Source organism: Mycobacterium colombiense CECT 3035 (assembly GCF_002105755.1).
Classification (GTDB): domain Bacteria; phylum Actinomycetota; class Actinomycetes; order Mycobacteriales; family Mycobacteriaceae; genus Mycobacterium; species Mycobacterium colombiense.
Map to the genome: position 1 here is coordinate 624,450 of NZ_CP020821.1, position 23,231 is coordinate 647,680.

Below are 23,231 nucleotides of genomic sequence, written 5' to 3' on the forward strand. Positions count from 1 at the left end.
CCCAAACTGTCGCTCTGAGGCGGGCAAAACGTCGACCCCTTCCCTCTTGGGGCCAGAGTGACTTGTGTGCCGAATCGCTACGGCAGCAGCACGATAGAGCCCGCCGTCTTGCGGCCCTGCAGATCCTGGTGGGCGCGGGCCGCCTCGGCCAGGGGGTAGCGCCCACCGACCTCGACGGTGATGTCGCCGCCGGCGATCGCGGCGAACAATTCCTCTGCCCGCCAACTGAATTCCTGGCCGGTGCGCACGAAGTGCGCCAGCGACGGCCGGGTCAAGAACACCGATCCGGCGGCGTTGAGGCGCTGCGGGTCGAACGGGGGAACGGGCCCGCTGGCCGCGCCGAACAGCGCCAGCGTGCCCGGACGGCCAGGCTGGCCAGGCTGGCGTCGAAGGTGGTCGCGCCGACGCCGTCGTACACCGCGGCCACGCCGTCGCCGTCGGTCAACGAGCGGATCCGCTCGCCGAACGCCGCGGCGTCGTCGGGGTAGGGGAGCACCTCGTCGGCGCCCGCCCGCCGGGACAGCCGCTCCTTGTCCGGGGTCGAGACCGTGGTGATCACCCGCACACCGAGCAGGTGGGCCCACTGCGTCAGGATCAGGCCGACGCCGCCCGCGCCGGCGTGCACCAGCACCGTGTCGCCCGCTTGCACCGGATACACCGACTTCAGCAGGTAATGCGCGGTCAGCCCCTTCAGCAGCGACGACGCCGCCACCTCGGCCGTCACGCCGTCGGGCACCTCGGCGGTCAAATGTGCGGGGGCCGTAGCGTATTCGGCATATCCGCCGGACGCCGCGGCGCTCACCACGCGGTCGCCGACGCGTAACCCGTCGACGCCGTCGCCGAGGGATTCGACGGTGCCGGCCAGTTCCGAGCCGAGGACGAACGGCAACTCCCGCGGGTACTGCCCGGAGCGGAAGTAGGTGTCGATGTAGTTGACGCCGATGGCCTCGGCCTTGATCAGCACCTCGCCCCGCCCGGGGGTCGGCGTGGGCCTGTCGACGTAGCGCAGCACTTCGGGGCCGCCGGTCTCGCTGACTTCGATTGCGTGCATCTGCTTATCATGCCCGGGCATGAAACTCTCTCGCCCGGACGTCTTCCATCCCCGCATCGTGCTGGCGGGGGCGGGTGACGGCGCGGGGGACACGGTCGACGACGACGGTCTGGTGGGCGCGCTGCGCCGGCGCGGCCTGCACGCGCGCTGGCTGTCCTGGGACGATCCCGACACCGCCGGCGCGGATCTGGTGATCCTGCGGGCCGTCGCGGCCGCCCCGGATCGGCGCGCCGAATTCCTGGCCTGGACCCGGCGGGTGCGCCGCCTGCTCAACCCGCCCGGCGCGGTGGCCTGGAACCTCGACGAGCGGTATCTGCGCGACCTCGAGCACGACGGGCTGCCGACGGCCAACGCGGGCGCGGCCCCGGACGCCTCGCTGATCTTCCTGGGCGGCGAGCGGTCGCACGCCTGGCCGGTCGAGCCGGAGTTCGAGTCGTGGGACCTCGGTCACGCCGCGCTCGCCGCGGCCGCCCAGCGCTCCGGCATCGCCGCGCGGGAGCTGCTGTGCGCGCGGGTCGACGTGGCCGGCGAACGGCTGGTGGGGCTCGACCTGGTCGGGCCGGCACTGGGCGGGCGCGGGCTGAACCCCGCGGCCCGCGACCTCGCCCGGCACCGCTTCGCCCTGGCGGTGGAGTCAGCCTGCGAGCGGCTCGGGCTCGGCCCGCTCTCGCATCGACGCCCAGAGGGCTGAAGTGGCCGCGGTGCACGCCGCGGCCCCGGCGACGTGCAGGGCGACCAGCACGGCCGGAACCCCGGTGTAGTACTGCGCGGTGCCGACGGCGGCCTGGGCGACCACCAGCGCCAGCAGCACCCCGAGCCTTAGCAGCACGGGGCGGGCGGCGCGTACGGCCAGCAGCCCGAAGCCCAGCCCGACCAGCAGCGTGAGGTAGGCGATCAGCAGCGACGAGTGCATGTGCACCAGGGTGTCGACCTCCACCTTCAGCCGCGGCACCGTTCGGGTGGGGCTGCGATCACCCGCGTGCGGGCCGGCGGCCGTCACCAGCGTGCCGGTGACCAGCACCGCGGCCAGGTCCAGGCCGGTCAGGGCGGTCAGCGCGCGCAGCGGCCTGACGACGCGCTCGCGAACCACGCCGGCCCCGTCTCCATCGGGCTCGCCGACCTTCACGTAGAGCAGCACGGCCAGCCACACCATCGTCATCGACGTCAGCAGGTGGATGGCCACCGTCCACCACAACAGCCCGGTGCGCACGGTGATGCCGCCGATCACCGCCTGCACCACGGTGGACACCGGCATCAGCCACGCGTAGACGAGCACCTCGCGGCGCCGCCGCGCCCGGGTCACGGCCAGCACGGCCAGCGCCGCGGTGATCACCACCGCGAAGGTGACCATCCGGTTGCCGAACTCCACCGCCTGGTGGATGCGCGGCACCTCGGCGTGGGCCACCGGAACGAAGCTGCCCGGAAAGCACTGCGGCCAGGTGGGGCAGCCCAGGCCGGAGGCGGTGACGCGGACGATCGCACCGGTGATGGCGATGCCGCCCTGGGTGAGGATGACGGCCGCGGCGATCAGGCGCTGCACACCCAGGCTGGGGTTGGGCAGCAGGTCCACCACGCGCAACAGCATCCGTCCAACCACGGCCCGATCCTAAGGCACCGAAAACTACGGCCCGTAGTACGGCCGGCGCGTGGCGCGGTCAGGTGAAGCGGAACCAGCGCAGCGCGCTCAGCGCGCCCGCCGCGCCCCAGGCCACCAGCACGGCCACCCCGAACCAGTCCACCGACATGGTCATCGCCTGCGAGAGCGCCTCGGTGAGCGCGCCGGACGGGGTCAGCCGGGCGGCCAGTTTGACCCCGGCGGGGGTGATCCCGGTTTCCAGGGTGAGCGCGCCCAGGCCGGCGAAGACGAACCACAACAGGTTGGCGACCGCGAGGACGATCTCGGCGCGCAGCGTCCCGCCGAGCAGCAGCCCCAGCGCCGCGAACACCACCGTGCCCAGCGCGATGACCGCGGCGCCCAGTGCCAGCGCCGTCGGCGTCGGTCGCCAGCCCAGCGCAAAACCGATGGCGCCCAACAGGATTGCCTGCAGGAACACCACGGTGACCACGGCCAAAGACTTGCCCGCGATGATGCCCCAGACCGGAAGCGGGGTGGCGCCAAGCCGTTTGAGCGCGCCGTAGCGCCGATCGAAGGCGACCGCGATCGCCTGCCCGGTGAACGCCGTCGAGATCACCGCCAGCGCCATGATGACCGGGGTGAACGTCGCCGCGCGGTGCTGACCGAACGAACCGAGCGGCAGCAGCGTCAGCCCCACCAGCAGCGTGATCGGGATGAACATGGTCAGCAGCAGCTGTTCGCCGTTGCGCAGCAGCAGCTTGAGCTCCAAACCGAATTGCGCGGCAAGCATTTTCGGCACCGCGCTGGGCCGCGGGTCGGGGGCGAAGGTGCCCGGGGGGAACACGCTCGATTGAGTCTCGTTGTCCGTCAAGGCCGTAACTTCCTGCCGGTCAGGTCGAGGAACACGTCCTCGAGGCTGCGTTGCTCGACGCGCATGTCGGTGGCCAGCACGTCGATGCGCGCACACCACGCCGTGACGGTCGCCATCACCTGGGGGTCGACGTGCCCCTCGACCAGGTATTCGCCCGGCGTCACCTCGGTGGCCTTGTAGTCCTCCGGCAGGGCGGCGGTCAGCAACGACAGGTCCAGGCGCGGCGGTGCGCTGAACCGCAACTGGTCCTTGGCCCCGCTGCGCATCAGCTCCGTGGGCGTGCCGGAGGCCACCGTCGCCCCGTGGTCGATAATCACCAGCCGGTCGGCGAGCTCCTCGGCCTCCTTGAGCTGGTGGGTGGTCAGCACCACCGTCACGCCGTCGCGGCGCAGGGCGTCGATCAGTTCCCAGACCAGCAGCCGGGCGTGCGCGTCCATGCCCGCGGTGGGTTCGTCGAGGAACACCAGTTCGGGGCGGCCCACCAGCGCGCAGGCCAGCGCCAGCCGCTGCTGCTGGCCGCCGGAGAGCCGCCGGTAGGTGGTGCGGGCGGCGTCGGTGAGGCCCAGGGTGTCCAGCAGCCAGGCCGGGTCCAGCGGGTCGGCGGCGTAGGCGGCCACCAGGTCGAGCATCTCGCCCGCCCGGGCCGCGGGGTAGCCGCCGCCGCCCTGCAGCATCACCCCGATCCGCGCCCGCAGCCGCGCGTTGTCGGCGATCGGATCCAGGCCGAGCACCTCGATGGTGCCGGCGTCCGGGCGCACGAAGCCCTCGCACATCTCGACCGTCGTCGTCTTGCCGGCGCCGTTGGGACCGAGCAGGGCCAGCACCTCGGCGGCGTACACCTCGAGATCGAGATTGGAGACGGCCTCGACGGCCGTCGCCCCGGATCCGTATTTCTTGGTGACCCCGCGCAACCGCACCACTGCGTCAGGGGATTCGCGCGATTCTGGAAAGGCCGAGCTCACGTGGAATCAGCGTAGGCGTCATGTGCCGGCGCCGGGCGGGGGGTCGGCGGAGGCGCCGGCGGTGCGGCCGTGTCGTCGACCGGTTCGCCGTTGGACTCGGTGTCCCGGACCGGCGCGCGGCGCCACGGCAGGCGGGTGTAGGTCAACGCGATGAGCGCGACGACGATGACCGTGCTGGCCAGGGTGGCGTCGATGATCTGGAACAAGGCGAACCGGTCGCCGTTGGCCGTCGGGCCGAAGATCCCGACGACCAGGCTGATGACGATGGCCGCCACCCGGAAGCCGGTCCGCGTCGCCCAGGCGGCCAGCGGGATGATGGCCCACAGCAGGTACCAGGGCTGCACGACGGGGAACAGCAGCACCGTGATGCCCAGCGCGACGCCCAGCCCGCCGATCGGGTGCAGCCGGCCGCGGAAGACGGCCAGCAGCAGCCAGGCCACCATGACCGTGATGATCAGCACGCCGATCGCGCGGGTCAGCCCCAGCACCGCGGTGGTGTGATCGCCCAGGCCCAGCAGGATGCCGACCTGTCCGGTGCCGAGCGCCAGCAGCGTCGGCGGCGACATCCAGCTGCGCACCACGTTGGCGGTGCCCAGCGTGTAGATCCAGCCGAATCCCAGGCCGCTGGCCCACCCCACCAGCGCCATCACCGCCAGCGACAACGCCGCCATGCCGCCGCCCGTCACCAGCAGGGCGCGCAGGTTGCCGCCGCAGCGGTAGGCCAGCGCCATCGTGACGAAGCCCAGCGCCAGCAGCGACGGGAGCTTCACCTGCGACGACAACACGATCAGCACCGAACCGGCGACCAGCATCCCCAGCGGTTCCCAGTCCGAGCCCGGTCGCTTCCAGGACGCGGGCAGCAGCCGCGGGGCGTCGATGCCGCGCAACGCGAATTCGGCCCCGGCCAGCATCAGGCCCAGCATCAGCGCCTCGTTGTGCACCCCGGCCACCAGATGCATGATCAGCAGCGGGTTGGCCGCCCCCAGCCACAGCGCGCTGACCTCGGCGACGCCGCAACGCCGGGCCAGCCGCGGCGTCGCCCAGACGATCAGTCCCACCCCCAGCAACTCCACCAGCCGGTGACACAGCACCGCGGCGACGATGTTCTCCCCGGTGAGCGCGGAGATGCCGCGCCCGATCCACAAGAACAGCGGCCCGTAGGGCGCGGGCGTCTCGCGCCACAGCGTCGGTACCGACAGCGTGAAGATGTGGGACAGGCCCAGGCCCGACGCCGGACCCACCCGGTAGGGGTCCAGGCCCTCCAGCGAGATCTGGCTCTGCGCCAGATAGGAGTAGACGTCCTTGCTGTACATCGGCGGGGCGATCAACAGGGGCAGCACCCACAGCAGCAGGGTGCGGTCCAGGTCGCCGCGCGACATCCGCCGGTTTCCCAGCGCGAACCGGCCGAGCATCAACCAGGCCAGCGCCATCATGACGGCACCGGTGGTCGTCATCGTCAGCGACACCGTCTGGATGCGTGACGGCAGGTTGAGCAGGCGCACGCCGAACGTGGGGTCCTGCACGACGGGCCGGGCGCCGGCGCCCAGCGCGCCGATCGCCATCACCACCGTGCCGGTCGCCCCGAACAGGCGGGTGCGGCGCAGTGAGGTGAGCTCGGTATCGTTCAGCGGCGAGCCCACCGCCTGCTCGTCGCCGTGCAGACTGGCGATCGATGAGCTCAGCGTGTGGTGGCGGGCTGCCATCAGAGCAGCGTAGCCGCCGGACGTGCGGCGTCACTGCGCCGCCGCGAGTCGCACTGCATGTGAGCAGCGCAACGCCAGGACAGGGGACCCTTGCTAGACCGATCCCCGGAATTGCGTCACACTGGTGTTGTGAAAATCCGAACCAGCCCCGATGGGGCCGCTGACGCCGTTGCCGGCGCGGCGGACGTCGGCGCGCCGGTGCCGGATGGTCACACCCGCCGCGCGATCGTGCGCCTGCTGCTGGAATCCGGATCGATCACCGCAGGCGAGATCGGTGACCGGCTGGGCCTGGCCGCCGCCGGCGTGCGACGCCACCTCGACGCCCTGATCGAGGCCGGCGACGCCGAGTCCGTCGCGCCCGCGGCGTGGCAGCAGGCGGGACGCGGGCGTCCCGCCAAGCGCTATCGGCTGACCGCGGCCGGGCGGGCCAAGCTCGACCACTCCTACGACGACCTGGCGGCGGCGGCCATGCGGCAACTCCGCGAGATCGGCGGTGAGGAGGCGGTGCAGGCCTTCGCCCGGCAGCGCATCGACGCCATCCTGGCGGACGTTCCCGCCGCCGACAGCGCGGCGGACCCCGACGTGGAGGCGGCCGCCGACCGGATCGCCACCGCGCTGACCAAGGCCGGCTACGTCACCACCACCGCGCAGGTCGGCGGACCCATTCACGGCGTGCAGATCTGCCAGCACCACTGCCCGGTGTCGCACGTCGCCGAGGAATTCCCCGAGCTGTGCGACGCCGAACAGCAGGCCATGGCCGAGGTATTGGGCACCCACGTCCAGCGGTTGGCGACCATCGTCAACGGCGACTGCGCCTGCACCACGCACGTACCCCTGACTCAGGCGCCCAGCCCGCGCCACAACACCACGAGCATCAAAGGAGCGTCTCGATGACCCTCACCCCCGAGGCCAGCAAGACGGTAACCGCGCCGTTGACCCAGGAAGAGGCGATCGCCTCGCTGGGTAAGTACGGCTACGGCTGGTCGGACTCCGACGTCGCCGGGGCCAGCGCCCAGCGCGGGCTGTCCGAGGCCGTCGTGCGCGACATCTCGGCGAAGAAGAACGAGCCCGAGTGGATGCTGCAGACCCGGCTCAAGGCGCTGCGCATCTTCGACCGCAAGCCGATGCCGGGCTGGGGCTCGAACCTTCAGGGCATCGACTTCGACAACATCAAGTACTTCGTGCGCTCCACCGAAAAGCAGGCGGCGACGTGGGACGACCTGCCCGAGGACATCCGCAACACCTACGACCGGCTGGGCATCCCGGAGGCCGAGAAGCAGCGGCTGGTCTCCGGCGTCGCGGCCCAATACGAATCCGAGGTGGTCTACCACCAGATCCGCGAGGACCTGGAGGCCCAGGGCGTCATCTTCCTGGACACCGACACGGCGTTGCGCGAACACCCCGAGATCTTCCAGGAGTACTTCGGCACCGTGATCCCGGCCGGGGACAACAAGTTCTCCGCGCTGAACACCGCGGTGTGGAGCGGTGGCTCGTTCATCTACGTCCCGAAGGGCGTGCACGTCGACATCCCGCTGCAGGCCTACTTCCGGATCAACACCGAGAACATGGGCCAGTTCGAGCGGACGCTGATCATCGCCGACGAGGGCTCCTACGTGCACTACGTCGAGGGCTGTACGGCTCCGATCTACAAGTCGGATTCGCTGCACTCGGCGGTGGTCGAGATCATCGTGAAACCCAATGCGCGCGTTCGTTACACGACCATCCAGAACTGGTCGGGAAACGTCTACAACCTGGTCACCAAGCGGGCCCGCGCCGAGGCCGGCGCCACCATGGAGTGGATCGACGGCAACATCGGGTCGAAGGTCACCATGAAGTACCCGGCGGTCTGGATGACGGGCGAGCACGCCAAGGGTGAGGTGCTCTCGGTGGCCTTCGCCGGCGAGGACCAGCACCAGGACACCGGCGCGAAGATGCTGCACCTGGCGCCCAACACGTCGAGCAACATCGTGTCCAAGTCGGTGGCCCGCGGCGGCGGCCGCACCTCCTACCGCGGCCTGGTGCAGGTGAACAAGGGCGCGCACGGATCGCGTTCCAGCGTGAAATGCGATGCGCTGCTGGTAGATACGATCAGCCGCAGCGACACCTACCCCTACGTCGACATCCGCGAGGACGACGTCACCATGGGCCACGAGGCCACCGTGTCGAAGGTCAGCGAGAACCAGCTGTTCTACCTGATGAGCCGCGGCCTGACCGAGGACGAGGCGATGGCCATGGTGGTGCGCGGCTTCGTCGAGCCGATCGCCAAAGAGCTGCCGATGGAGTACGCCCTGGAGCTCAACCGGCTGATCGAGCTGCAGATGGAAGGCGCGGTCGGCTAGTGACGAACCTGACTGAAGCGGTTGAGGGTTCGGCCCTGGCCGCGGCCAACAAGGGCGAGGTCTTCTCCTCGTTCGACGTGGACGCGTTCGAGGTTCCGCACGGCCGCGACGAGATCTGGCGGTTCACCCCGCTGCGCCGGCTGCGTGGCCTGCACGACGGCTCGGCGCGCGCCACCGGCAGGGCCGGGATCAGCGTCAGCGAGCAGCCCGGCCTGCGGGTCGAGACCGTCCCCCGCGGCGACGAGCGGCTCGGCCAGGGCGGTGTGCCGACCGATCGTGTTGCCGCGCAAGCCTTTTCGTCGTTCAATTCCGCCACCCTGATCACCGTCGAGCGCGACACCCGCATCGCCGAGCCGATCGGTGTCACCGTCACCGGCCCCGGCGAGGGCGCGGTGGCCTACGGGCACCTACAGATCCGGGTCTCCGAGCTCGCCGAGGCCGTGGTCGTCATCGACCACCGGGGCAGCGGAACCCTGGCCGACAACGTCGAATTCGTTGTCGACGACGCCGCGCGGCTGACCGTGGTGTGGCTGGCCGACTGGGCCGACGACGCCGTGCACGTCAGCATGCAGCACGCCAGGCTGGGCAAGGACGCGGTGCTACGCCACGTCGCGGTCACCCTCGGTGGGGAGCTGGTCCGGCTGACGGCCAACGTGCGGTACCTGGGCCCTGGCGGCGACGCCGAGCTGCTCGGCCTGTACTTCGCCGACGACGGCCAGCACCTGGAGTCGCGGCTGCTGGTCGATCACGCCCAGCCCGACTGCAAGTCGAACGTGCTGTACAAGGGTGCGCTGCAAGGTGATCCGGACTCCGCGCTGCCCGACGCGCACACGGTGTGGATCGGCGACGTGCTGATCCGCGCCGAGGCCACCGGCACCGACACCTTCGAGGTGAACCGCAACCTGGTGCTCACCGACGGGGCGCGCGCCGACTCGGTGCCCAACCTGGAGATCGAGACCGGCGAGATCGTCGGCGCCGGGCACGCCAGCGCCACCGGGCGTTTCGACGACGAGCAACTGTTCTACCTGCGCTCCCGCGGCATCCCCGAGGAGCAGGCGCGCCGGCTGGTGATCCGTGGCTTCTTCGCCGAAATCATCTCCAAGATCGCGGTGCCCGAAATACGGGAGCGCCTGACCGCAGCCATCGAACACGAACTGGCCATCACGGAAAAGACGGAAACAACAGCCTCATGACCACTCTGGAAATCAAAGATCTGCACGTCAGCGTCCTCAACCCGAACGCCGCCGAGTCCGAGCGCGAGATCGGAATCCTCAACGGCGTCGACCTGACGGTGAAATCAGGTGAGACGCACGCCTTGATGGGCCCCAACGGGTCGGGCAAGTCGACGCTGTCCTACGCCATCGCCGGTCACCCCAAGTACACGGTGACCTCGGGCTCCATCACGCTGGACGGCCAGGACGTGCTCACGATGAGCATCGACGAGCGGGCGCGGGCCGGAATCTTCTTGGCCATGCAGTATCCCGTCGAGGTGCCCGGCGTCTCGGTGTCGAACTTCCTGCGCTCGGCGGCGACCGCCGTGCGCGGCGAGGCCCCGAAGCTGCGGCACTGGGTCAAAGAGGTCAAGGCGGCCATGGGCTCGCTGGAGATCGACCCGGCGTTCGCCGAGCGCAGCGTCAACGAGGGTTTCTCCGGCGGTGAGAAGAAGCGCCACGAGATTTTGCAGCTGGAGCTGCTCAAGCCCAAGATCGCCATCCTCGACGAGACCGACTCCGGCCTCGACGTCGACGCGCTGCGCGTGGTCAGCGAGGGCGTCAACCGCTACGCGGAGACCGAGCACGGGGGGATCCTGCTGATCACCCACTACACCCGCATCCTGCGCTACATCCGCCCCGAATACGTGCACGTGTTTGTCGGCGGCCGGATCGCCGAGTCCGGCGGTCCGGAGCTGGCTGACGAACTCGAGCAGAACGGCTACGTCCGCTTCACCCAAGCGGCGGCGGCAACCGGGGCCTGACATGGCTACACCTTCGGCGGCGGTCTCACCCCTGGATGTGGCGGCCATCCGCGCCGACTTCCCGATCCTCAAGCGCGTCATGCGTAGCGGAAATCCGTTGGCGTACCTGGATTCCGGCGCCACGTCCCAGCGCCCGCTGCAGGTGCTCGACGCCGAGCGGGAATTCTTGCTGACCTCCAACGGCGCCGTGCACCGCGGTGCGCATCAGCTGATGGAGGAGGCCACCGACGCCTACGAGCAGGGCCGCGCCGACATCGCCGCGTTCGTGGGCGCCGACACCCAAGAGCTGGTGTTCACCAAGAACGCCACCGAGGCGCTCAACCTGGTGTCATATGTGCTGGGGGACAAGCGTTTCGAGCGTGCAGTCGGGCCCGGCGACGTCATCGTCACCACCGAGCTCGAGCACCACGCCAACCTGGTGCCGTGGCAGGAACTGGCCAGGCGCACCGGGGCGACCCTGCGCTGGTACGGCGTCACCGACGACGGGCGCATCGACCTTGACTCGCTGCAGCTCGACGAACGCGTCAAAGTCGTTGCCTTCACCCATCATTCGAACGTCACCGGCGCGGTGGCCCCGGTGGCCGAGCTGGTCGGCCGGGCCCGGGCCGTCGGCGCGCTCACCGTGCTCGACGCCTGCCAGTCGGTGCCGCACCAGCCCGTCGACTTCCACGCCCTCGACGTGGACTTCGCCGCGTTCTCCGGCCATAAGATGCTGGGCCCCAACGGTATCGGCGTCCTCTACGGGCGCGACGAGGTGCTCTCGGCCCTGCCACCGTTTTTGACAGGCGGCTCGATGATCGAGTCCGTGACCATGGAATCCTCCACCTACGCGGCGGTGCCGCAGCGCTTCGAGGCCGGCACGCCGATGACGTCGCAGGTGGTCGGATTGGGCGCGGCCACACGGTATCTCGGCGCCCTCGGCATGGAAGCGGTGCAGGCCCACGAGCACCAGCTGGTCGCCGCCGCCATCGACGGCCTGTCCGGCATCGACGCCGTGCGCATCGTCGGGCCGGTCTCCATGGAAAACCGCGCCTCGCCCGTGTCGTTCGTCGTCGACGGCGTGCACGCCCACGACGTCGGGCAGGTGCTCGACGACGAGGGCGTCGCGGTGCGGGTGGGGCACCACTGCGCCATGCCGCTGCATCGCCGGTTCGGCCTCGCGGCCACCGCCCGGGCGTCCTTCGGGGTGTACAACACCGCCGAGGAGGTCGAGCGCTTGGTGGCCGGCGTGCGCCGCGCTCTGGATTTCTTCGTCGGCGATCGCAAGCGCGGCGAAGGCGAGCGCAGCGGGTCGCCGCCATCGGTCGGGAGAGGCTGACCTTGCGTCTCGAGCAGATGTATCAGGACGTGATCCTGGATCACTACAAGCACCCGCAGCACCGCGGGCTGCGGGAGCCGTTCGGCGCCGAGGTGTTTCACGTCAACCCGGTCTGCGGCGACGAGGTCACCCTGCGGGTGGCGCTGTCCGAGGACGGCGAGACGGTGGCCGACGTGTCCTATGACGGGCAGGGCTGCTCCATCAGCCAGGCCGCGACCTCGGTCCTCACCGAGCAGGTGATCGGGCACAGCGTGGGCGACGCGCTCAAGACGGTGACGGCTTTCACCGAGATGGTGTCCTCGCGCGGCACCATCGAGGGCGACGAGGACCTGCTGGGCGACGGGATCGCGTTCGCCGGGGTGGCCAAATACCCGGCGCGGGTGAAATGCGCGCTGTTGGGCTGGATGGCGTTCAAAGATGCCTTGGCCAAGGCTTGTTCGGACCAGGAAGCAGATTTTTCAGGAGGTCACAGATGAGCGAAACCACCGCGCAGGGTGAGGAATTCCTTGCCGACCTCGAGGAGGCGATGCGTGACGTCGTCGACCCCGAACTCGGCATCAACGTCGTCGATCTGGGACTCGTCTACGGGCTGAACGTCGAAGACGGCGACGACGGAACGGTCGCCCTGATCGACATGACGCTGACCTCGGCGGCCTGCCCGCTGACCGACGTCATCGAAGACCAGTCCCGCAGCGCGCTGGTGGGTGCCGGGCTGGTCGACGACCTGCGGATCAACTGGGTGTGGAACCCGCCGTGGGGTCCGGACAAGATCACCGAGGACGGCCGCGAGCAGCTGCGTGCCCTCGGATTCACCGTCTAAGCAAGGCTTTTCGCGCGCTTCCCGGTCGCCCGCGTTCGCTAGAGGTGGATGTGGGGGAGGTGAGGCAGGTGCAGGTGGGGGTGCGGGCGCCCCATGGGCGGGCACGTCTCCACACTGATCATCGTCGCGTGCAGGACGCCACCGTCCTGAGACCCTTGGGCCCCAATGCATTTACCGTTGGTGATCGCCTGGGCGTCCGACGGTGTCTGACGCTGGTATGAGGTCGAGTCGGCGACGGTCACGTTGGTGGCGGCGCCCGGGCCGCCGGGGCCCAGGCCGTTGACGGCGATCGTGTTGCCCGACACCGAGGCCACGGTGCCGTAGAAGCCGGCCGGCGGCGGGCACTTTCCGTCCGCGGACGGGGTGACCGTCACGGCTTGCGCGGTGATCGGGCCGCCGGGCGCTGGAGCCCCGGGGGCGGCGCGCTCTGCGGGGTGGCTTTGACGTTCACGCAGCTGCCGGGCGTCACGTCGGACAGCTTCGCCGGGGTGACATCGACGACCCTGGTCTGCGGCGTGTAGTCCACCGTCGCCGAGCCGGACCGCGTCCGGAGCGCAACCGTGCCATTCGAGTTCGACTGCACCATGCCCTCGACATAGTCCTTGCCGACCGGGGGCGGTGGGGAGCCGGCGGCGGCGCGGCGCTGGGGGCCGCGCTCGGCGGGACTGCGGTGACGGCCGGAGGGGCGCTGCTGGTCGACCCGTCGTGTGAGGAGCCGCACATCGCGACGCACAGCGCGACGAAGGCAACAAGGACGCCGAGCGCGATCTGCGTCCGCCGGTTTTTCAACGATATGGCAGCCACAGAACTCATCTCCGATCAAACGCTTCGCCGTCCTAAACAATTACCCCCGCCGGGCGTGGTTCTCACGCCGCGCCCAGCGGGAGTGACGGCAATCTCAGTCAGCCCGAGCCGGGGTCAGCCGCCCTGGCCGGGCTGTTTGGGCTTGCCGCACTTGCCGTCGACAGCCTGTTTCAGGTTGATGCTCGTCGCTTGCAGCGCGCCGCCGTTGTCCTGGGTTCCGCGCGCCCACAGGCATTTGCCCGGGGTGATCGCGTCGGTGTTCGCGGGCGACTGCTTGGTGTACTTGGTCTTGTCGTCGACCGTCACGGCGGTCTGCGTGGTGTTGCCGCTGGGGTCGGTGTTGGTCACGTTGATGGTGTTACCGGACACCGACGCCACCGAGCCGCGCACCCAGGCCGGCTTCGCGGGCGCATTCGACGGCGGAAGCGACGGCGGCGTGGTGGTCGAGGCGCCGGGCGCGTTCTGCGGCGGTTTCGGGCAGGCGCCGTTGACGGACTCGCTGATCTTCACCGACGCGGCGGTGACCGCCTGTCCGGGCGCAGATCCCTCCGTCGGCTTCACGCTGACGCAACTGCCCGGCGTGACGTCCGGCAGCCCGGCCGGCAGGGCCTCGGTGATCTTGGTGGTGGAGGTGAAGTTGACCGCGGCGGTCGCGTTGTCTTCCTTGGTGACCTGGATGGAGTTGCCGGCCACCGAGGCGATCAGACCGCTGACCCGCGCTTCGGCGTTAGGGGTGGACGACGTGGTCGTCGACGTGACGGTGGACGTCGACGTGGAGGTGGACGTTGACGTGGAACTGGATTTGTTCGAAGAGCCGCAGGCGGACAGGGACAATGCGGTGGCTCCCGCGACGGCGAAGACCGCGAGACGAGTGAGCCGGGGCAATTGACAGCTGGCAGACATCAACGTTTCTCCATTCGTCGGTTAGAGCCAACGTCATGGTTTACCCGTTTAACCTGTGCCTAACCTGTGTATCCGCGGCGCTCAGAAGGCCTCCTCGGCCACCTTCATGATCTCGTCGTCGATGCTCTCGATGACGCCGCGCAGCGAGGTGAGCCTCGGCAGCATGTTCTTGGCGAAGAACCCCGCCGTCGCGACCTTGCCCCGATAGAACGCTTCGTCGTTCCCGGCGCCGTCGGCGAGCGCGCGGGCCGCGATGTTGGCCTGCACCAGCAGCCGCCAGCCGATCAGCAGGTCGCCCACCGCGAGCAGATACCGCACCGATCCCAGTCCCACCTTGTAGATCTCCGCCGGGTGTTGGGCCGCGGACATCAGATAGCCGGTCAGCGCTCCCGTCATCGCCGTGACGTCGTCGTAGGCCGTCTGCACCAGCTGGGCGATCGGCTTGAGCGCCTCGTCGCAGTCGTCGATGGTCGCCGTGATCTGCGTCGTCAAGAACTGCAGGGCCTGGCCCCGGTCGCGCACGATCTTGCGGAAGAAGAAGTCCAGCGCCTGGATGGCGGTGGTGCCCTCATACAGCGAATCGATCTTGGAATCCCGGATGTACTGCTCGAGCGGATAGTCCTGCAGGAAGCCCGAACCGCCGAGCGTCTGCAGCGATTCGGTCAGCACCTCGTAGGCCCGCTCCGAGCTGACCCCCTTGACGATCGGCAGCAGCAGATCGTCGATGCGGTGCGCCATCTCGGGGTCGGCACCCGAAACACGTTGGGCCACAGCGTCATCCTGATGCGCGGCGGCGTACATGTAGAGCGCGCGCAGCCCCTCCGCGTACGCCTTCTGTGTCATCAGGCTGCGCCGCACGTCGGGGTGGTGGATGATCGTGACCCGCGGCGCGGTCTTGTCCGACATCTGCGTCAGGTCCGCGCCCTGCACCCGCTCTTTGGCGAAGGCCAGCGCGTTCAGGTAACCCGTGGACAGCGTGCCGGCCGCCTTGACGCCGATCGTCATGCGCGCCTGCTCGATCACGGTGAACATCTGCGCGATACCGCGGTGCACGTCGCCGACCAGATAGCCGACGGCGGGCACATCCGTTGCGCCGAAAGTCAATTCGCACGTGGGGGAGGACTTGATGCCCATCTTGTGTTCCACCCCGGTGACGTAGACGCCGTTGCGGGGGCCCAGTTCGAAGGTGTCGGGGTCGAACAGGAAGTTGGGCACGTAGAACAGGCTCAGCCCCTTGGTGCCCGGCCCGGCACCCTCCGGGCGGGCCAGCACCAGATGGAAGATGTTCTCGGCGGTGTCGCCCACGTCGCCGCCGGAGATGAAGCGCTTGACGCCCTCGATGTGCCACGTGCCGTCGGGTTGTTCGACGGCTTTGGCGCGCCCGGCGCCGACGTCGGAGCCCGCGTCGGGCTCGGTGAGCACCATGGTGGCCGCCCAGCCCCGCTCCACGCCCTGCGCGGCCCATTGCCGCTGCTGCTCGTTGCCCTCGAGATACAGCGCCTGAGACATGAACGGGCCCAGGCAAAAGAAGTTCGCCGACGGGTTGGCGCAGATGAGCATCTCGTTGACCGCCCACGCCAGCGGCGGCGGGGCGGGCATGCCGCCGATCTCTTCGGCCATGCCCAGCCGCCACCAGCCGGCCTCCTTGAGCGCGGCCACCGTCTTGGCCAGCTCTTCGGGCACCGTGATCTTGTGCTCGGCCGGGTCGAATACGGGTGGATTGCGGTCGGCGAAGGCGAAGGATTCGGCCACCGGACCCTCGGCGAGGCGGGCGGCTTCGGCCAATATCGTTTTGACCGTGTCCTCGTCGAGGTCGCTGTAGCCGCCGGTGCCCAAAACTGCGCCGACATCGAGCACTTCGAAAAGGTTGAATTCGATATCACGAACGTTTGCGATGTAGTGGCCCAACGCGATTCCCTCACTGGTCCTCGAGGCGGCGGATCATCAGGCACAGTCTGTCGGACGCGGGAAAACGTACGCAACCGTAACCAGGGCGGTCGGGTGGGGCGCTGGTGGCCCCGCGCGGCGATGGCCGTATTCCGAACTCCCGGCGCACCGGGGAACATCGGGTCGGTCCCGGGCGTTGTGGCAAATGTGACAACACTTGATCTCACCGCTGAGAAGTTCAACGAAACCATCGAGGGCAACGACATCGTCCTCGTCGACTTCTGGGCGTCCTGGTGCGGCCCGTGCCGCCAGTTCGGCCCGACATTCCAGGCGTCGGCAGAGAAACACCCCGATATCGTGCACGCCAAAGTCGACACCGAAGCCGAACAACAGCTGGCCGCGGCCGCCCAGATTCGGTCCATCCCCACGCTGATGGCGTTCAAGAAGGGCAAACTGCTGTTCAACCAGCCGGGAGCGCTGCCACCGGCCGCCCTGGAGGACCTGGTGCAACAGGTCCGCGCCTTCGACGTCGACGCCGCCGAGGCAGGGCGGGCCGAATAAGCCTCCACGCCGCGCTGCGCGCGGAGCCACTGTTAGCTACACGCTAGGTTGCATGGGTGAGTTTGGTACTGGTAGATCACCCGCGGCCCGGCGTCGCGCTGATAACCCTCAATCGGCCCGAGCGGATGAACTCCATGGCGTTCGACGTCATGCTCCCGCTCAAGGAGGCCCTGGACAAGGTCACCTACGACAATTCGGTGCGCGTGGTCGTGCTGACCGGGGCCGGTCGGGGCTTCTCCTCAGGCGCCGATCACAAGTCCGCGGGCTCGGTGCCCCACGTCGAGGGGCTGACCCGCCCGACCTACGCGCTGCGCTCCATGGAGGTCCTCGACGAGGTCATCCTGGCGCTGCGCCGGCTGCACCAGCCGGTGATCGCCGCGGTCAACGGCCCCGCCATCGGCGGGGGCCTGTGTCTGGCCCTGGCCGCCGACATCCGGGTGGCCGCGACCAGCGCGTACTTTCGCGCCGCCGGCATCAACAACGGGCTGACCGCCAGCGAGCTGGGCCTGTCCTACCTGCTGCCGCGGGCCATCGGCTCGTCGCGCGCCTTCGAGATCATGCTGACCGGTCGCGACGTCACGGCCGAGGAGGCCGAGCGCATCGGGCTGGTGTCCTGCCAGGTGCCCGAGGAGCAGCTGCTGGACACCTGCTATGCCATCGCCGCCCGGATAGCGGCCTTCTCCCGGCCGGGCACCGAGTTGACCAAGCGCACGCTGTGGAGTGGACTGGACGCCGGTAGCCTGGAAGGGCACATGCAAGCCGAAGGCTTGGGACAGCTTTTCGTCCGCCTGCTCACCGCCAACTTCGAAGAAGCGGTTGCCGCGCGCGCAGAACGACGACCCGCGGTGTTCACCGACGACAAATGATTTTTTAAAGGAGAGCGATCGTGATCACGGCCACGGACCTCGAGGTCCGCGCTGGTGCGCGCATCCTGCTCTCCCCGGACGGTCCCGACCTGCGCGTGCAGCCCGGCGACCGCATCGGTCTGGTGGGCCGCAACGGCGCCGGTAAGACCACCACGCTGCGCATCCTGGCGGGGGAGACCGAGCCCTATGCGGGCGCGATCAACCGTGTCGGCGAAATCGGTTATCTGCCACAGGATCCCAAAGAGGGCGACCTCGACGTGCTGGCCCGCGACCGGGTGCTGTCGGCCCGCGGGCTCGACGTGTTGCTGACCGACTTGGAAAAGCAGCAGGCGTTGATGGCCGAGGTCGCCGACGACGACGCCCGCGACCGCGCGATCCGCCGGTACGGGCAGCTGGAGGAGCGTTTCGTCGCCCTGGGCGGCTACGGCGCGGAGAGCGAAGCGAGCCGCATCTGCGCGAGTCTCGGCCTGCCGGAACGGGTGCTGACGCAGCAGCTGCGCACGCTGTCCGGCGGCCAGCGCCGCCGGGTGGAACTGGCCCGCATCCTGTTCGCCGCGTCCGAGGGCGGCGCGGGAATGTCGGGTTCGTCGACCACGCTGCTGCTCGACGAGCCGACCAACCACCTGGACGCGGATTCCATCGGCTGGCTGCGCGATTTCCTGCGCGCGCACACCGGCGGGCTGGTGATCATCAGCCACAACGTCGAACTGCTCGCCGACGTCGTCAACCGGGTGTGGTTCCTGGACGCGGTGCGCGGCGAGGTCGACGTCTACAACATGACGTGGCAGAAATACCTCGACGCGCGCGCCACCGACGAGCAGCGCCGCCGGCGGGAACGCGCGAACGCCGAACGCAAGGCGACTGCGCTGCGTTCGCAGGCCGCCAAGCTCGGCGCCAAGGCCACCAAAGCCGTTGCCGCGCAGAACATGTTGCGTCGTGCCGACCGGATGATGGCCGCGCTCGATGACGAGCGGGTGGCCGACAAGGTGGCGCGCATCAAGTTCCCCAACCCGGCCGCGTGCGGGCGCACGCCGCTGGTGGCCACCGGGCTGAGCAAGTCCTACGGGTCGCTGGAAGTCTTCACCGGCGTCGACCTGGCCATCGACCGCGGCTCGCGGGTGGTGGTGCTGGGCCTCAACGGCGCCGGCAAGACCACCCTGCTGAGAATCCTGGCCGGCACCGAGGCCCCCGACACCGGGGGACTCGAGCCCGGGCACGGGCTGCGGATCGGCTACTTCGCCCAGGAGCACGACACGCTCGACAACGACGCGACCGTGTGGGAGAACATCCGCCACGCCGCACCGGATTCCGGCGAGCAGGATCTGCGCGGGCTGTTGGGCGCGTTCATGTTCAGCGGCCCCCAGCTCGACCAGCCGGCGGGCACCCTGTCCGGTGGCGAGAAGACCCGGCTCGCGCTGGCCGGTCTGGTGGCGTCGGCCGCCAACGTGCTGCTGCTCGACGAGCCGACGAACAACCTCGACCCGGCCTCGCGCGAGCAGGTGCTCGACGCGCTGCGCAGTTACCAGGGCGCGGTGGTGTTGGTGACGCACGACCCCGGTGCCGCCGAGGCGCTCGACCCGCAGCGCGTCGTGCTGTTGCCCGACGGCACCGAGGACTTCTGGTCCGACGAATACCGGGATCTCATCGAGCTCGCCTGATCTCGCGCCAAGTCGCCCCATGCGATTTGGCGAAATCGGCCCGCGGTCGCCAGCGGCTTCTTACTCTGGGGGCTTGCGATCGTGTCCCGCGCCGGAGGAGCCATGAAGAGAACACTGCAAAGGTCGGCCAACGCGCGCGACCAGTTGTTGGACGAACTGCGCCACGCCTACGAAGGCGGCGCCAGCATCCGCAGCCTGGTCGCGAAGACCGGCAGGTCGTATGGGTCGATTCATAGCTTGCTACGGGAGTCGGGCACCACGATGCGCAGCCGCGGCGGCCCCAACCGGACCGCCAAGGTCGCGCGGGCGTAGCGTCACTGCGAAATCGCGTCCCCTTGTTCGCAGTGGCGTTACGGTCGCTTCTCAGATTCGTTGCGGCGCACCGAGTTTTCCACCAGATCCAGGACCGCGGATAGGCGCTGCGGGTCCTCGCCGGACGCCGACCGGGCCACCAGGCCGTCGAGCACCAACTCCAGATAGCACTGCAGGACGTCGCCGGGCACGTCGTCGCGCACCCGGTGCGCCTCCGTCTGCCGGCGCAACCGATCGGTGGTCGCCGCCGCCAGCTCGGCCGAACGTTCCGCCCATCCCTGGCTGAACGCGGGATCGTTGCGCAGCTTGCGGGCGATCTCCAATCTGGTGGCCAGCCAGTCGAACTGGTCCGGCGCGGCCAGCATGTCGCGCATCACCTGGATGAGTCCCGCGCGGGAGGCCACGTCGGCCATCCGCTCCGCGTCCTCGTGGGCGAGGGCGAAAAACAGCGCGTCCTTGTCCCGGAAGTGGTGGAAGATCGCGCCGCGCGACATCCCGATCGCCTTCTCCAGCCGGCGCACCGTCGCCTTCTCGTAGCCGTATTCGGCAAAGCAGCGGCGGGCGCCGTCGAGGATCTGGCGGCGTCGGGCCGCCAGATGGTCCTCGCTGACCTTGGGCACGGGGGTGAGTGGATTCGGGCCGGAACTAGCCGGACTTGAGCATGTTGCGCAGCACGTACTGCAGGATGCCGCCGTTGCGGTAGTAGTCGGCCTCACCCGGGGTGTCGATGCGCACCACCGCGTCGAACTCGATCGGATCGCCGGAATCCTTGCTCGCCTTGACGTGCACCGTCTTCGGCGTCTTGCCGCTGTTGAGTTCTTCGATCCCGGTGATGTCGAACACCTCGGTGCCGTCCAGGCCCAGGTCGGTGGCCGACTTGCCGTCGGGGAACTGCAACGGGATCACGCCCATGCCGATCAGGTTGGAGCGGTGGATGCGCTCGAACGACTCGGCGATCACCGCGCGCACGCCCAGCAGCCGCGTTCCCTTGGCGGCCCAGTCTCGTGACGAACCCGATCCGTATTCCTTACCGCCCAGCACCACCAGCGGAATGTCTTGTGCCGCATAGTTTTGCGCGGCGTCGTAGATGAACGCCTGCGGTCCGCCGTCCTGGGTGAAGTCGCGGGTGTAGCCACCGGACACGTCGTCGAGCAGCATGTTGCGCAGCCGGATGTTGGCGAACGTGCCGCGAATCATCACCTCGTGGTTGCCGCGCCGCGAGCCGAAGGAGTTGTAGTCCTTGCGCTCCACGCCGTGCTCGTCGAGGTACTGCGCCGCCGGGGTTCCCGGCTTGATGCTGCTGGCGGGGGAGATGTGGTCGGTGGTCACCGAGTCACCCAGCAGCGCCAGCACCCGCGCGCCGGTGATGTCGCCGACCGGCTCGGGCTCGGCGGGCATGCCGTCGAAGTACGGGGGTTTGCGGACGTAGGTCGAATCCGGGTTCCACTCAAAGGTATTGCCGCTCGGGGTGGGCAGGTTGCGCCACCGCTCGTCGCCCTTGAACACGTCGCCGTAGTTCTTGGTGAACATCTCGGAGTTGATCGCCGAGGCGATGGTGTCGGAGACGTCTTTCTGCGAGGGCCAGATGTCTTTGAGGAAGACGTCGTTGCCGTCCTTGTCCTTGCCGAGCGGCTGGGACTCGAAGTCGAAGTCCATGGTTCCGGCCAGCGCGTAGGCGACCACCAGCGGCGGCGACGCCAGGTAGTTCATCTTGACGTCGGGGTTGATGCGGCCCTCGAAGTTCCGGTTGCCCGAGAGCACGGCGGTCACCGACAGGTCGTTGTCGTTGATGGCCTTCGAGATCTCGTCGGGCAGCGGGCCGGAGTTGCCGATGCAGGTGGTGCAGCCGTAGCCGACCAGGTAGAAGCCGAGCTTCTCCAGGTACGGCCACAGCCCGGCCTTGTCGTAGTAGTCGTTGACCACCTGTGAGCCGGGCGCCATGGTGGTCTTCACCCACGGCTTGGACGCCAGTCCCTTCTCGACGGCGTTGCGGGCCAGCAGCGCGGCGCCGAGCATCACCTCGGGGTTGGAGGTGTTGGTGCACGACGTGACCGCGGCGATCACCACCGCGCCGTGGTCGAGCACGAATTCGCCTCGCTCGTCGGACTTTACCGTCACCGGGTTGCTGGGGCGGCCGGTGGCGTGCGCGGCCGCCGAGTGGACCTCGGGAACATCGTCGGCGTGTCCGTTCGACACCGCGCCGGGATCGCTGGCCGGGAAGGTCTCCTCGACCGACTCGTCCAGCTTCGAGTAGCCCTGCTGGCTGTCCGTGTCACCGTCGACGTAGCTGAGGATCTGGTCGCGGAAGGTGGACTTGGCCGCCGACAAGGCGATTCGGTCCTGCGGGCGCTTGGGGCCGGCGATCGACGGCACCACCGTGGACAGGTCGAGTTCGAGGTACTCCGAGAAGGCGGGCTCGTGGTCGGGGTCGTGCCACAGCCCCTGCTCTTTGGCGTAGGTCTCCACCAGTGCCAGTTGCTGATCCGTGCGGCCGGTGAACTTGAGGTAGGAGATGGTCTCCTCGTCGATGGGGAAAATGGCTGCGGTGGAACCGAATTCGGGGCTCATGTTGCCCAGCGTGGCGCGGTTGGCCAGCGGCACTTCGGAAACACCCTTGCCGTAGAACTCGACGAACTTGCCGACGACACCGTGCTTGCGCAGCATCTCGGTGACGGTCAGCACGACGTCGGTGGCGGTGACGCCGGCCTGGATCTCGCCGGTCAGCTTGAAGCCGACGACCCGCGGGATCAGCATCGACACCGGCTGGCCCAGCATCGCGGCCTCGGCCTCGATGCCGCCGACGCCCCAGCCCAGCACGCCCAGGCCGTTGACCATCGTGGTGTGCGAGTCGGTTCCCACGCAGGTGTCCGGGTAGGCCACGCCGTCGCGCTCCATCACCACACTGGCCAGGTATTCGATGTTGACCTGGTGCACGATGCCGGTGCCGGGGGGCACCACCTTGAAGTCCTGGAAAGCTCCCTGGCCCCAGCGCAGGAACTGGTAGCGCTCGCCGTTGCGCTGATACTCGATCTCGACGTTGCGCTCGAACGCGTCGGCGGTGCCGAACAGGTCGGCGATCACCGAGTGATCGATCACCAGGTCGGCGGGGGCGAGCGGGTTGACCTTTTCGGCCTTGCCGCCGAGGTCGCCGATGGCCTCGCGCATGGTGGCCAGGTCGACGATGCACGGCACCCCGGTGAAGTCCTGCATCACCACGCGGGCGGGCGTGTACTGGATCTCAATGCTGGGTTCCGCCTTGGGATCCCAGTTCGCGATGGCCTCGATGTGGTCTTTGGTGATGTTGGCGCCGTCCTCGTTGCGCAACAGGTTCTCGGCCAGCACCTTGAGGCTGTAGGGGAGCTTCTCGGTGTTGGGGACGGCGTCGAGACGATAGATCTGGTAGCTCTGGTCGCCCACCTTGAGGGTGTCGCGGGCTTCGAACGAATTCACCGAATCAGTCACTTCAACTCCCAGAGTCTTTAGTTCTCCCGCCGCGACGGGCTGGCGTCGGCGGGTCGTCCAAAACTATCGTGCCGACTTTAACAGTACGCTTGTCCTGCATTACGCCCGGCACTCCTGATCCGAGTCTTGTCGCCGCGGCGGCCGGTTTAAACCCCTCGCGCAC

The 23,231-nt window shown here is 68.9% G+C and carries 21 protein-coding genes and 2 pseudogenes; 12 read left to right on the forward strand and 11 right to left on the reverse strand.

Going from position 1 to position 23,231, the window contains the following annotated elements; genetic code table 11:
* Nucleotides 1–77: 77 nt before the first annotated feature.
* A pseudogene (locus B9D87_RS03225) lies at nt 78–1,051 on the reverse strand (quinone oxidoreductase family protein).
* Between the two features lie 19 nt (nt 1,052–1,070).
* Here B9D87_RS03225 and B9D87_RS03230 point away from each other — a divergent pair.
* The gene (locus tag B9D87_RS03230; RefSeq protein ID WP_007774290.1) at nt 1,071–1,742 is read left to right on the forward strand and encodes a DcsG N-terminal domain-containing protein; all 672 of its coding nucleotides are present in this window, start codon (nt 1,071–1,073) and stop codon (nt 1,740–1,742) included.
* Here the strand turns inward: B9D87_RS03230 and B9D87_RS03235 are convergent.
* From B9D87_RS03235 to mptB, 4 genes are all read right to left on the reverse strand, one after another.
* Nucleotides 1,686–2,636, reverse strand: a complete 951-nt coding sequence (locus B9D87_RS03235) for a COX15/CtaA family protein (RefSeq protein ID WP_007774289.1) — start codon at nt 2,634–2,636, stop codon at nt 1,686–1,688. The genes B9D87_RS03230 and B9D87_RS03235 overlap by 57 nt on opposite strands.
* Nucleotides 2,637–2,706: 70 nt before the next feature.
* Complete coding sequence (locus B9D87_RS03240; RefSeq protein ID WP_238553490.1) at nt 2,707–3,417, reverse strand: ABC transporter permease; 711 nt, start codon at nt 3,415–3,417, stop codon at nt 2,707–2,709.
* A gap of 77 nt (nt 3,418–3,494) precedes the next feature.
* Entirely contained in the window at nt 3,495–4,460 is a 966-nt protein-coding gene (locus tag B9D87_RS03245; RefSeq protein WP_040631324.1) for an ABC transporter ATP-binding protein, read from the reverse strand.
* The gene (gene mptB / locus B9D87_RS03250) at nt 4,457–6,163 is read right to left on the reverse strand and encodes a polyprenol phosphomannose-dependent alpha 1,6 mannosyltransferase MptB (RefSeq protein ID WP_007774282.1); all 1,707 of its coding nucleotides are present in this window, start codon (nt 6,161–6,163) and stop codon (nt 4,457–4,459) included. The genes B9D87_RS03245 and mptB overlap by 4 nt, the downstream gene beginning before the upstream one ends.
* Before the next feature lie 90 nt (nt 6,164–6,253).
* On the opposite strand from mptB, the gene B9D87_RS03255 reads away from it, so the two are divergent.
* From B9D87_RS03255 to B9D87_RS03285, 7 genes and pseudogenes are all read left to right on the forward strand, one after another.
* Nucleotides 6,254–7,057 carry a helix-turn-helix transcriptional regulator gene (locus B9D87_RS03255; protein ID WP_085977869.1) on the forward strand — a complete coding sequence of 268 codons (804 nt, stop codon included), beginning with the start codon at nt 6,254–6,256 and terminating at the stop codon, nt 7,055–7,057.
* A complete protein-coding gene (gene sufB, locus B9D87_RS03260) occupies nt 7,054–8,502 on the forward strand; it encodes a Fe-S cluster assembly protein SufB (protein WP_007774279.1) in 1,449 nt (482 codons plus the stop codon). Before B9D87_RS03255 ends, sufB begins: the two co-directional genes overlap by 4 nt.
* Entirely contained in the window at nt 8,502–9,695 is a 1,194-nt protein-coding gene (sufD, locus tag B9D87_RS03265; protein ID WP_007774278.1) for a Fe-S cluster assembly protein SufD, read from the forward strand. Before sufB ends, sufD begins: the two co-directional genes overlap by 1 nt.
* Nucleotides 9,692–10,477 (forward strand): Fe-S cluster assembly ATPase SufC, encoded by a 786-nt coding sequence (gene sufC, locus B9D87_RS03270; RefSeq protein WP_007774277.1) that lies wholly within the window; start codon nt 9,692–9,694, stop codon nt 10,475–10,477. Before sufD ends, sufC begins: the two co-directional genes overlap by 4 nt.
* A 1-nt stretch (nt 10,478) precedes the next feature.
* A complete protein-coding gene (locus B9D87_RS03275; RefSeq protein ID WP_040631322.1) occupies nt 10,479–11,795 on the forward strand; it encodes a cysteine desulfurase in 1,317 nt (438 codons plus the stop codon).
* Nucleotides 11,792–12,293, forward strand: a pseudogene (gene sufU / locus B9D87_RS03280) (Fe-S cluster assembly sulfur transfer protein SufU). The gene B9D87_RS03275 and the pseudogene sufU overlap by 4 nt, the downstream one beginning before the upstream one ends.
* Entirely contained in the window at nt 12,268–12,615 is a 348-nt protein-coding gene (locus B9D87_RS03285; RefSeq protein ID WP_007774271.1) for a metal-sulfur cluster assembly factor, read from the forward strand. The pseudogene sufU and the gene B9D87_RS03285 overlap by 26 nt, the downstream one beginning before the upstream one ends.
* Before the next feature lie 38 nt (nt 12,616–12,653).
* Here the strand turns inward: B9D87_RS03285 and B9D87_RS27895 are convergent, their stop codons facing one another.
* From B9D87_RS27895 to B9D87_RS03305, 4 genes are all read right to left on the reverse strand, one after another.
* The gene (locus B9D87_RS27895) at nt 12,654–12,989 is read right to left on the reverse strand and encodes a hypothetical protein (protein ID WP_437340117.1); all 336 of its coding nucleotides are present in this window, start codon (nt 12,987–12,989) and stop codon (nt 12,654–12,656) included.
* Nucleotides 12,986–13,348: a hypothetical protein gene (locus tag B9D87_RS27900; RefSeq protein WP_437340118.1), complete on the reverse strand. Its 363-nt coding sequence runs from the start codon at nt 13,346–13,348 to the stop codon at nt 12,986–12,988. Before B9D87_RS27900 ends, B9D87_RS27895 begins: the two co-directional genes overlap by 4 nt.
* Before the next feature lie 185 nt (nt 13,349–13,533).
* Nucleotides 13,534–14,322, reverse strand: coding sequence for a DUF5666 domain-containing protein (locus B9D87_RS27775; RefSeq protein ID WP_174320960.1), 789 nt, complete (start codon nt 14,320–14,322; stop codon nt 13,534–13,536).
* Between the two features lie 81 nt (nt 14,323–14,403).
* Nucleotides 14,404–16,230, reverse strand: coding sequence for an acyl-CoA dehydrogenase (locus tag B9D87_RS03305; RefSeq protein WP_007774265.1), 1,827 nt, complete (start codon nt 16,228–16,230; stop codon nt 14,404–14,406).
* Nucleotides 16,231–16,416: 186 nt separating this feature from the next.
* Here B9D87_RS03305 and trxA point away from each other — a divergent pair, with 186 nt between their 5' ends.
* From trxA to B9D87_RS03325, 4 genes are all read left to right on the forward strand, one after another.
* A complete protein-coding gene (gene trxA, locus B9D87_RS03310) occupies nt 16,417–16,770 on the forward strand; it encodes a thioredoxin (RefSeq protein WP_007774264.1) in 354 nt (117 codons plus the stop codon).
* A 56-nt stretch (nt 16,771–16,826) separates the two neighbouring features.
* Complete coding sequence (locus tag B9D87_RS03315; RefSeq protein ID WP_007774263.1) at nt 16,827–17,636, forward strand: enoyl-CoA hydratase; 810 nt, start codon at nt 16,827–16,829, stop codon at nt 17,634–17,636.
* Between the two features lie 20 nt (nt 17,637–17,656).
* Complete coding sequence (locus B9D87_RS03320) at nt 17,657–19,294, forward strand: ABC-F family ATP-binding cassette domain-containing protein (protein ID WP_007774262.1); 1,638 nt, start codon at nt 17,657–17,659, stop codon at nt 19,292–19,294.
* Nucleotides 19,295–19,396: 102 nt separating this feature from the next.
* Nucleotides 19,397–19,606, forward strand: coding sequence for a helix-turn-helix domain-containing protein (locus tag B9D87_RS03325; protein WP_007774261.1), 210 nt, complete (start codon nt 19,397–19,399; stop codon nt 19,604–19,606).
* 38 nt (nt 19,607–19,644) lie between these two features.
* On the opposite strand, the gene B9D87_RS03330 is transcribed toward B9D87_RS03325, so the two are convergent.
* Both B9D87_RS03330 and B9D87_RS03335 read right to left on the reverse strand, forming a co-directional pair.
* Nucleotides 19,645–20,226 carry a TetR/AcrR family transcriptional regulator gene (locus B9D87_RS03330; protein WP_007774260.1) on the reverse strand — a complete coding sequence of 194 codons (582 nt, stop codon included), beginning with the start codon at nt 20,224–20,226 and terminating at the stop codon, nt 19,645–19,647.
* Nucleotides 20,227–20,251: 25 nt separating this feature from the next.
* Nucleotides 20,252–23,068, reverse strand: coding sequence for an aconitate hydratase (locus B9D87_RS03335; RefSeq protein ID WP_007774258.1), 2,817 nt, complete (start codon nt 23,066–23,068; stop codon nt 20,252–20,254).
* Nucleotides 23,069–23,231: the final 163 nt, after the last annotated feature.

Coding starts and splice junctions, on each gene's coding strand:
- B9D87_RS03230 (WP_007774290.1), top strand. CDS start 1,071: ATGAAACTCTCTCGCCCGGACGTCTTCCATCCCCGCATCGTGCTGGCG.
- B9D87_RS03235 (WP_007774289.1), bottom strand. CDS start 2,636: ATGCTGTTGCGCGTGGTGGACCTGCTGCCCAACCCCAGCCTGGGTGTG.
- B9D87_RS03240 (WP_238553490.1), bottom strand. CDS start 3,417: ATGCTTGCCGCGCAATTCGGTTTGGAGCTCAAGCTGCTGCTGCGCAAC.
- mptB (WP_007774282.1), bottom strand. CDS start 6,163: ATGGCAGCCCGCCACCACACGCTGAGCTCATCGATCGCCAGTCTGCAC.
- sufB (WP_007774279.1), top strand. CDS start 7,054: ATGACCCTCACCCCCGAGGCCAGCAAGACGGTAACCGCGCCGTTGACC.
- sufC (WP_007774277.1), top strand. CDS start 9,692: ATGACCACTCTGGAAATCAAAGATCTGCACGTCAGCGTCCTCAACCCG.
- B9D87_RS03275 (WP_040631322.1), top strand. CDS start 10,479: ATGGCTACACCTTCGGCGGCGGTCTCACCCCTGGATGTGGCGGCCATC.
- B9D87_RS03285 (WP_007774271.1), top strand. CDS start 12,268: ATGAGCGAAACCACCGCGCAGGGTGAGGAATTCCTTGCCGACCTCGAG.
- B9D87_RS27775 (WP_174320960.1), bottom strand. CDS start 14,322: ATGTCTGCCAGCTGTCAATTGCCCCGGCTCACTCGTCTCGCGGTCTTC.
- B9D87_RS03325 (WP_007774261.1), top strand. CDS start 19,397: ATGAAGAGAACACTGCAAAGGTCGGCCAACGCGCGCGACCAGTTGTTG.